6 protein-coding genes and 1 riboswitch are annotated in these 8980 nt (G+C 68.1%); of the genes, 4 read left to right on the top strand and 2 right to left on the bottom strand.

All coding sequences use genetic code 11. The features are described 5' to 3' along the window. Nucleotides 1–120 precede the first annotated feature (120 nt). Nucleotides 121–531, top strand: coding sequence for a VOC family protein (locus IAE56_RS19625; protein ID WP_079222771.1), 411 nt, complete (start codon nt 121–123; stop codon nt 529–531). 58 nt (nt 532–589) lie between these two features. Here IAE56_RS19625 and gcvP read toward each other — a convergent pair whose 3' ends face one another. Then, nucleotides 590–3457 (bottom strand): aminomethyl-transferring glycine dehydrogenase, encoded by a 2868-nt coding sequence (gene gcvP / locus IAE56_RS19620; RefSeq protein ID WP_200753686.1) that lies wholly within the window; start codon nt 3455–3457, stop codon nt 590–592. 62 nt (nt 3458–3519) lie between these two features. Continuing rightward, nucleotides 3520–3622, bottom strand: a riboswitch (glycine riboswitch). Nucleotides 3623–3930: 308 nt separating this feature from the next. Between gcvP and IAE56_RS19615 the strand changes: the two genes are divergently transcribed. The 3 genes from IAE56_RS19615 (at nt 3931) to IAE56_RS19605 (ending at nt 6676) form a co-directional block, all read left to right on the top strand. Further along, a complete protein-coding gene (locus IAE56_RS19615; protein WP_200753685.1) occupies nt 3931–5157 on the top strand; it encodes a multidrug effflux MFS transporter in 1227 nt (408 codons plus the stop codon). Nucleotides 5158–5296: 139 nt separating this feature from the next. Beyond that, complete coding sequence (locus IAE56_RS19610; RefSeq protein WP_200753684.1) at nt 5297–6190, top strand: siderophore-interacting protein; 894 nt, start codon at nt 5297–5299, stop codon at nt 6188–6190. 81 nt (nt 6191–6271) lie between these two features. Further along, nucleotides 6272–6676 carry a hypothetical protein gene (locus IAE56_RS19605; protein ID WP_200732639.1) on the top strand — a complete coding sequence of 135 codons (405 nt, stop codon included), beginning with the start codon at nt 6272–6274 and terminating at the stop codon, nt 6674–6676. A gap of 121 nt (nt 6677–6797) precedes the next feature. Here the strand turns inward: IAE56_RS19605 and IAE56_RS19600 are convergent, their stop codons facing one another. Further along, nucleotides 6798–8762, bottom strand: a complete 1965-nt coding sequence (locus IAE56_RS19600) for a M2 family metallopeptidase (RefSeq protein ID WP_200753683.1) — start codon at nt 8760–8762, stop codon at nt 6798–6800. Between the last annotated feature and the right edge of the window lie 218 nt (nt 8763–8980).

Below are 8980 nucleotides of genomic sequence, written 5' to 3'. Positions count from 1 at the left end.
GTTTGAGCCTGAAGTCGTCCTTGCCTAGGCAAGGACAACACGGTATCTACAGAAGGCATACATCCGTCGTGCCATCCTGATCGCGTGGGCCGTCACCGGCCCGTCGAACAGGAGTACCGCATGCTGCGCAGTCGCCCGTTCCTTATGTTCACCGGCCAGGCCGAGGCCGCCATGGCCCTGTACGCCGACGCCTTCGCCGATTTCCGCCTGCTGGCCCTGCAGCACCACCCCGAAGGTGCCGGCGCCGGCGTGCCCGGCCAGGTGCGCCAGGCCATCTTCCTGCTGGGGGGCACGCACTACCTGTGCTTCGACAGCCTGGACGTGCACGACTTCACCTTCAGTCCGTCGATCTCGCTGTTCGTCGAATGCGCCGGCAGCGAGCAGTTCGAGCGTGCGGCACGCGTGCTGGGCGAGGGCGGGCACTGGCTGATGCCGGTGGGCGACTACGATTTCAGCAACCGCTACGGCTGGGTGCAGGACCGCTACGGCGTGTCGTGGCAGCTCAGCCTGGGGCAGATGCCCGACCCGTGAGGCACAACGAAAACGGCCCGCTTGCGCGGGCCGTTCCGTTTACCGATCCATCGGGAATTTACGCCTCGACTTCGTCGTCCTTGTAGGCATCGACCGGGATGCAGGCGCACATCACGTTCTTGTCGCCATACACGTTGTCGACGCGGGCCACCGGCGGCCAGTACTTCTGCAGCTTCAGGCTGGGCAGCGGGAAGGCGGCCAGCTCACGCGGGTAGGCGTGGGTCCACTCGCTGGCAGTCACCGCCGTCGCGGTGTGCGGGGCGTTCTTCAGCGGGTTGTCCTCGCGGTCCAGGCGGCCGTCCTCGATCGCGCGGATTTCCTCGCGGATCTGGATCATCGCGTCGATGAAGCGGTCCAGCTCGTGCAGCGATTCGCTCTCGGTCGGCTCGACCATCAGCGTGCCGGCCACCGGGAAGCTCAGGGTCGGGGCATGGAAGCCGAAGTCGATCAGGCGCTTGGCCACGTCCTCGGCGCCGATGCCGCTGGTCTTCTCCAGCGGACGCACGTCGAGGATGCACTCGTGCGCCACCAGGCCGTTGCGGCCGGTGTACAGGGTCTTGAAGTGCGGAGCCAGGCGCTTGGCGATGTAGTTGGCGTTGAGCTGGGCCACCTGGGTGGCCTTGCGCAGGCCTTCGCTGCCCATCATGGCGATGTACATCCAGCTGATCGGCAGGATCGAGGCGCTGCCGAAGCTGGCCGCGCTGACCATGCCGACCGGGCCGTTGTCACCCAGCTTGCCCGGCAGGAACGGGGCCAGGTGTTCCTTCACCGCGCACGGGCCGACGCCCGGGCCGCCGCCGCCGTGCGGGATGCAGAAGGTCTTGTGCAGGTTCAGGTGGGAAACGTCCGAACCCCACTTGCCCGGCTTGGCCACGCCGACCAGGGCGTTCATGTTGGCGCCGTCGGTATACACCTGGCCGCCGTGCTGGTGGATGATCTCGCAGATCTCGACCACTTCCTCCTCGAACACGCCGTGCGTGGACGGGTAGGTGATCATGATCGCGGCCAGGCGGTCGCTGTACTTCTCGGCGTTGACGCGGATGTCTTCGACATCGACGTTGCCGTTGGCATCGGTCTTGGTCACCACGACCTTCATGCCGCACATCTGCGCCGAGGCCGGGTTGGTGCCGTGCGCCGAATCCGGAATCAGGCAGATGTCACGGTGGTCCTCACCGCGCGAGCGGTGGTAGGCGCGGATCGCCAGCAGGCCGGCGTACTCGCCCTGCGCACCGGAGTTCGGCTGCAGGCTGACCGCGTCGTAGCCGGTGCATTCGACCAGCATCGCTTCGAGCGTCTCGATCAGTTCCTTGTAGCCCAGCGCCTGGTCGGCCGGCACCAGCGGATGGATCTGCGAGAACTCCGGCCAGGTCACCGGGATCATCTCGGCGGTGGCGTTGAGCTTCATGGTGCACGAGCCCAGCGGGATCATCGTGCGGTCCATCGCCAGGTCCTTGTCGGCCAGCGAACGCAGGTAGCGCAGCAGCTCGTGCTCGCTGTGGTGGGTGTTGAACACCGGGTGGGTCAGGAACGCGGACTGGCGCAGCAGGGCAGACGGCAGCGCGTCGGCGGTGCTGGCATCGAGCGCTTCCACATCGGCCTGCGCACCGAACACGGCGGCCAGGGCGACGATGTCGGCGCGGGTGGCGGTCTCATCCAGGCTGATGCCGACCGAGTCGCTGTCGATCGCGCGCAGGTTGTAACCGGCGGCGCGGGCCTTGGCGTGGATCTCATCGGCATGCACGCCGGTGATGTGCAGGGTGTCGAAGAAGTCGCCACCGACCTGCACGCCGGCGCTGCGCAGCGACGCGGCCAGGATCGAAGCCAGGCGGTGGGTGCGGCGCGCGATGCGGGCCAGGCCTTCCGGGCCGTGGTAGACGGCGTACATCGAGGCCATCACCGCCAGCAGCACCTGCGCGGTGCAGATGTTGGAGGTGGCCTTCTCGCGGCGGATGTGCTGCTCGCGGGTCTGCAGGGTCAGGCGGTAGGCCGGCTTGCCTTCGGCATCGATGGAGACGCCGATCAGGCGGCCCGGCATCGAGCGCTTGTAGGCATCACGGCAGGCCATGAACGCAGCGTGCGGGCCGCCGAAACCGAACGGCACGCCGAAACGCTGGCTGTTGCCGACCACGATGTCCGCGCCCCATTCGCCGGGAGCGGCCAGCAGGGTCAGCGCCAGCAGGTCGGTGGCCACGGCCACCAGGCCGCCGCGCGCGTGCACGGCATCGACCAGCGCCTTGTAGTCGCCGACCTGGCCGAAGGTGTCCGGGTACTGCAGCAGCAGGCCGAAGGCCTCCGCTTCCAGTGCTTCGGCCGGGGTGCCCACGCGCAGCACGATGCCCATCGGCTCGGCGCGGGTGCGCAGCAGTTCCAGCGTCTGCGGGTGCACGGCGTCGTGCACGAAGAAGGTGTCCGACTTCGACTTGGCCGAACGCTTGGCCAGGGTCATCGCTTCGGCGGCGGCGGTGGCTTCGTCCAGCAGCGAGGCGTTGGCGATCTCCATGCCGGTCAGGTCGGCGCACAGGGTCTGGAAGTTGATCAGCGCTTCCATGCGGCCCTGCGAGATTTCCGCCTGGTACGGGGTGTAGGCGGTGTACCAGGCCGGGTTTTCCAGGATGTTGCGCAGGATCACGTTCGGCGTGTGGGTACCGTAGTAGCCCTGGCCGATGAAGCTGCGCAGCACGGTGTTCTTGTCGGCGATCGCGCGGATCTTCGCCAGCGCCTGCACTTCGGTCATCGACTCCGGCAGCGCCAGCGGTGCGGGCGACTTGATCTTTGCCGGCACAATGGCCTCGGTCATCGCATCCAGCGTGGCGTGGCCGACGACGTCGAGCATCTGCGCGATCTCGGCATCGTTGGGGCCGATGTGGCGCTCGACGAACGCGGAATGATGCTCAAGCTCACGCAGGGAGGGGGTGTTCTGGGACATGGCGAAGGATCCGTCAGGAAAGGGCACACGCACGGGCACAAGCCGCCGGTTGGCGGTCTGCGGGGCGCCCCTCTGTCCTTTTGCCTGAGAGTTTGGAAGCGCGGCTGGCCGCAGCTTCGTGCCCCTTCGGCGCCGGATCGAACCGGTCTCTCCAGAGTTCTGTTACGGGTGGTATCGGGCCTGAGCGATTACGGGCGTTGCGCCTTCGGCAGCGGTGTTCCGCTTCTCCCACCATGTTGCCCGGCGATTATAGCGGGTTGCTGCGGCTGAACACGGGCCCGGAGCGGGGGCAGGGCGCCTGCGGGCCTGAATGGCCGATGGCCCGGCCATGCGTTTTGTGCAGCGGTCGATGGCATCGGCCGCAATCCGGGCCTATCATGGCCGGACTCTCGTATTCATCTGGCGCCGTCCCTGCTGCAGGGGATCGGCGCCCGCCGTGCGTGCCACGCATGGCCCAGCCGGACGCTTTGCCGATGACCCCCGCTGTTGCCCCTTCCACCCGACGCATGGCCCTGCTGCTCGCAGGCCTGGCCATGTTCGGCCCGTTCTCGATCGACACCATCTTCCCGGCCTTCCCGCAGCTGGCCCAGCGCCTGGCGGTGGATGAAGTGGCCGTGCAGCAGACCATCAGCGTCTACCTGCTGTTCTATGCGCTGATGAGCCTGGCGCACGGGCCGCTGTCCGATGCCTGGGGCCGCAAGCGGGTGATCCTCGGCGGCCTGGTAGTGTTCATCGGCGCCTCGGTCGGCTGCGCGCTGTCCACCGACCTGGGCACGCTGCTGGTGTTCCGCGCGCTGCAGGGCCTGTCGGCCGGCGTCGGCATGATCGTCGGCCGCGCGGTCATCCGCGATCTCTACCACGGCCACGATGCGCAGCGGCTGATGAGCCAGGTATCGATGCTGTTCGGCATCGCCCCGGCCATCGCGCCGATCATCGGTGGCTGGATCCTGCTCAGTGGCGCCGGCTGGCCGCTGATCTTCTGGTTCCTGGTGGTGTTCTCGCTGCTGCTGCTGGTCTGCACCGCACGCTTCATGCCGGAGACCCACCCGGTGGCGGCTCGCGTGCCGCTGTCGCCGCGTGGCCTGCTGCGTGACTACGTGCGCATCGGCTTCAACCCGCGTTTCCTGCGCCTGGCGCTGGCCGGCAGCATCAACTTCGGCGGCATCTTCCTGTACATCGCCTCGGCGCCGGTGTTCGTCATGCAGCACCTGCACCTGGGTGAAGGTGGCTTCGCCTGGTTGTTCATTCCCACCATCGGCGGCATGACCACCGGTTCGTTCCTGTCCGGCCGCATGGCCGGGCGCACCACGCCCACCCGCCAGATCGGCATCGGTTTCACCCTCTGCGCGCTGTCGGTGCTGCTCAACGTGGGCTACGTGAGCCTGGCGCCGCAGTTCGCCCTGCCGTGGGCGGTGCTGCCGATCTTCCTCGGCGGCATGGGCATGGCGCTGATCTTCCCGATCCTGGCGCTGGCGGTGCTGGACATGTACCCGCACCAGCGCGGCCTGGCGTCCTCGCTGCAGGCGTTCATCCAGCTGATGATCAGCACCGTGGTGGCCGGCCTGGTGTCGCCGCTGCTGAGCGGCAGCCCGCTGCACCTGGCCCTGGGCCAGGCCGCCTTCTTCGCCGGCGGCTTCGTGTTCTGGTACTGGGAACACCGCCGCGAGCGCGCAGTGCAGGCAGTGGCCACGGGCCATTGAGCAGCGCGCAGGGGCAGGGCGCTGCAGCGGCGCCCAAACTCTTGCGGCAGTGACCACGCGGACTAGGCTGGGGATTCCAGCCAGCCGCTGCACGGGTTCGTGACGGCCAGCCGATCAGAAGCCGTCGCGAGGTACCCCCATGGCTGCGCAGCAGACCTACCGCCTGTTCGAGGTGGCGCTGAAGGAGCGCCGCGTCCTTTCCCCCTCCCTGCACCGCCTGGTGTTCACCGGCGCCGACGTGGCGCGGATGAAGACCGAGGGCCCGGACCAGCGGATCAAGGTGTTCTTCCCCTTGCCCGGCCAGGATGCCCCGGAGGTGCCCAGCGGCGAGGACTGGTACGCCCGCTACCGCGAACTGGCGGACGACCAGCGTCCGCCGATGCGCACCTACACCCTCCGCCAGCTGCGCGCCGCGCAGGGCGAGGTCGACGTGGATTTCGTCCTGCACGGCGAGACCGGCCCGGCCTCGCGCTGGGCCGTGCACGCCCAGCCGGGTGACCGCGTGGTGCTGCTGGCCCCGGACGCCGCCTGCGCCGAGAGCAGCGAGGGCTGGGAATGGAAGCCGCCGGCCGGGGTCGGCCAGGTGCTGCTGGTGGCCGACGAGACCGCGCTGCCGGCGGTGGCCGGCATCCTCGAGGAACTGGCCGCCCAGGTCGATCCGCCGCGCGTGCTTGCGCTGCTGGAAGTGGCGGGCGAGGGCGGAGCCATCGCCTTGAAGGCACCGCCCACTGCCGAACTGGTGTGGCTGCCGCGCGGCCAGGCCGCCTACGGCCAGGCGCTGGTGGAGGCCGTGCAGGCACGGTTGGCAGCCTCGCCGGTCGTGGCGGGCGATGCGCTGGACGAGATCGACGTGGACGCGCAGATCCTGTGGGAGCAGTCCGATGCGGGCGTGGCCGGGCCGTTCTACGCGTGGGTCGCTGGCGAGGCCGGGGCGGTGATGGCGATCCGCCGGCACCTGGTCCGCGACTGCGGGCTGGACCGGCGTGCGCTGACCTTCATGGGCTACTGGCGGCAGGGCCGGGTGCTGGACTGAACCTGCACGACTGGCGCCCGTGAAACGGCGTCGCCGCCGGGGTGCGTTATCCTTGCGCCCCCTCGTAGCGGTATCGCCCCCATGTCCACCACCTCCAAGACCCGCCGCGACCAGCGCCGCCGCCAGGAAGAAAAGGCTGCCAACAAGGCCGCCGCGCAGGCCTCGCCGGTGGGCTCGCCTGTCGAGCCGCATGCCGAACTGCGTGATGCGCAGCGCACGCTGCTGGCCGGCGTCGTGCGCCGCGATGGCGAGTGGGTGCTGGGCATGGATGGCCGCATCGCCGGCCACAGCGAGAGTGCCGCGCAGGTGCTGGCGCTGATCATGCAGGCCGGTGAACTGCACGAGCGCAAGGGCACGCCGGTGCGCCTGGTGTATTCCGATGCGCTGCGCGATGCCGCGCAGGCCGAGGCCAAGGAGAAGGGCCAGACCTTCGAGGAATACAAGGCCGAACTGGCCGCGGCGATGGCGGCGAAGAAGAACAACTGACGCCCATCGGGTAGCGCCGGGCCATGCCCGGCGAGCGCAGCGGTGCGATGAAAAGCCGCCGGGCATGGCCCGGCGCTACCGGAAACATCAGGGGCGGATCCTTGCGGACCCGCCCCTTCTTTCATTTCGCCGCCGGTGCCGCGCTGGCCTGCCAGCCGCACATCTGGCCCTGGTTCTGCTGCTTCAGCCAGTCGTTGACCGGGCTGAAGTACTCGATCATCGGGCCGGCATCGAGCTTGTCACTGCCAGTCAGCTCCTTCAGCGTGGCCTGCCACGGCTGGCTGGCACCCTTGCTCAGCATCGCCCAGTACTTCTGCCCGGCTTCCTTGTTGCCGTAGAAGGTGCACTCATGCAGCGGGCCCTTGAAACCGGCCGCATCGCACAGGCCCTTGTAGAACTGGAACTGCAGGATGCGCGCCAGGAAGTAGCGGGTGTACGGGGTGTTGCCCGGCACGTGGTACTTCGCGCCCGGATCGAAGAACTCCTCGCCACGGGTGCTGGCCGGGGCCACGCCCTGGTACTTCGCCTTCAGGTCCCACCACGCCTTGTTGTAGTTGTCCGGGGTGATCGAACCATCGAACACGCCCCAGCGCCAGCGGTCGATCATCAGGCCGAACGGCAGGAACGACACGCCCGACAGGGCCATGCGCATCTGGTTGTTGATGACCGCCTCGCGGCTCTCGGTCGGTGCGTCCACCAGGCCGATCGAGCTCAGGTACTTGGGCGTCATCGCCAGCACGATGGTGTCGCCGATCGCTTCGTGGAAGCCATCGTTGGCACCGCCCTGGAACAGCGGCGGCAGCGGGTTGTAGGCCAGGTCGTAATACAGGTGGCCCAGCTCGTGGTAGATGGTGGTGAAGTTCTCTTCGTTCGGCTTGATGCACATCTTGGTGCGCACGTCGCCTTCCATGTTCATGTCCCAGGCACTGGCGTGGCAGACCACGTCGCGGTCATCGGGCTTGATGAACTGGGTGCGTTCCCAGTACGACTGCGGCAGCGAGGGCATGCCCAGCGACACGTAGAAATCCTGCGCGCGTTCGGTCATCTGCTTGGCGGTGCGCAGTTCGGCCTCGCGCTGCGCCTTGTACTGCGCGGCGACGTTGGCATCCTTGCCGGCCTTGGCCAGCGCCGCACTCAGGTTGGCCTGGTACTGCTTTTCCAGCGCCGCGGTGATGTCCAGGCTGCCGGCACCCGGGTACGGCTCCAGCTGGTCCCACAGGTTGGACCAGTCCTGCTGCCACATGTTGCCCATCAGGTGCGCGGCGATCAGGCCGTTGCCCACTTCGGCCTTGTCCTTGCCGTAGGTCTTGTCCAGCTTGCCACGCGCATAGCAGTGCAGCTGCTCGTACATCGGCTTGACCTGTTCCCACAGGCGGTCCGTTTCCGGCCCGATCTGCTCCGGCGGCATGTCGTAGCCGCTGCGCCACATCTGCCCGGCATCGGTGAAGCCCATGCCCTTGGCGCCTTCGTTGACCAGGCTGACAAACTGCTGGTAATCGCCGCGCATGCTCTTGGTGGTGCTGTGCCAGCCCTGCCAGGCATCGAGCTGCGCGTCGTAGTCGCGGCTGCGCGCCAGCACCTGTTCCAGCTCGCCGAGCTGGCGGCAGGAGTTGGGATCGTTGGCATCGGTGCAGTACTTGCCTGCGCCGTAGCTGCCTTCCATGCGGGTGGCGATCTGGGTCAGCTGGGCCAGCTTGGCCGGATCACGCGGTGCCGGCATCGAGGACATCAGCTTCAGCAGGTGGATGGCGCGCTTGCTGTCCTCGCTCATCGGCTGGCCTTCGAACTTGCCGGCCTGCTCGATCCAGCTGTTGAGCTGGGTCAGCGAGCGCTCGTTGGCCTTGGCGGCGATGCGTTCGGAATCGCTGTTGATGTAGGTGGAGGACAGCCACTGTGCCGAGGTCATCTCCGGGTAGGCGGCCTTGAATTCGGCGTTGATGCGGGCGACGAACTGGTCGGCGGTCTCGCCGGCGGGCGCGCTGGCGGTGGCGGCCTCGGTGCCGGGCGAAGGTTCCTTCTTGCAGGCGACCAGGGCCAGCGTGGCGGCGGCGATAGCCGAGGCCAGCAGGAGATGGCGGTGAGTCACGGGCGGTCCTTGGGTGGTGAACGACGGCCGAAGGCTAGTGGGCGCGCGTGCCTACCGCAAGTGGGGAAGGTTGGTGGGGTCCGGCAGGGCTGCGCCCTGCACCTGCAGAGGCCGAAGCCGAAGCAAGATCAAAAGCCTGCATTCCGTGGGATGGCGGGGCACTGTGCGTTTGCGGGGACGCCGTGAACCCGTCCATGGGGGCTTGGTCGCCGCATCCA

This window comes from Stenotrophomonas sp. S41, from assembly GCF_016624625.1.
Lineage (GTDB): Bacteria > Pseudomonadota > Gammaproteobacteria > Xanthomonadales > Xanthomonadaceae > Stenotrophomonas.
This window is presented reverse-complemented; position numbering and strand designations above follow the sequence as displayed.

Bases quoted from the DNA above. Each gene is read 5' to 3' on its own strand.
- gcvP (WP_200753686.1), bottom strand. From the start codon at position 3,457: ATGTCCCAGAACACCCCCTCCCTGCGTGAGCTTGAGCATCATTCCGCG.
- IAE56_RS19615 (WP_200753685.1), top strand. From the start codon at position 3,931: ATGACCCCCGCTGTTGCCCCTTCCACCCGACGCATGGCCCTGCTGCTC.
- IAE56_RS19610 (WP_200753684.1), top strand. From the start codon at position 5,297: ATGGCTGCGCAGCAGACCTACCGCCTGTTCGAGGTGGCGCTGAAGGAG.
- IAE56_RS19625 (WP_079222771.1), top strand. From the start codon at position 121: ATGCTGCGCAGTCGCCCGTTCCTTATGTTCACCGGCCAGGCCGAGGCC.
- IAE56_RS19605 (WP_200732639.1), top strand. From the start codon at position 6,272: ATGTCCACCACCTCCAAGACCCGCCGCGACCAGCGCCGCCGCCAGGAA.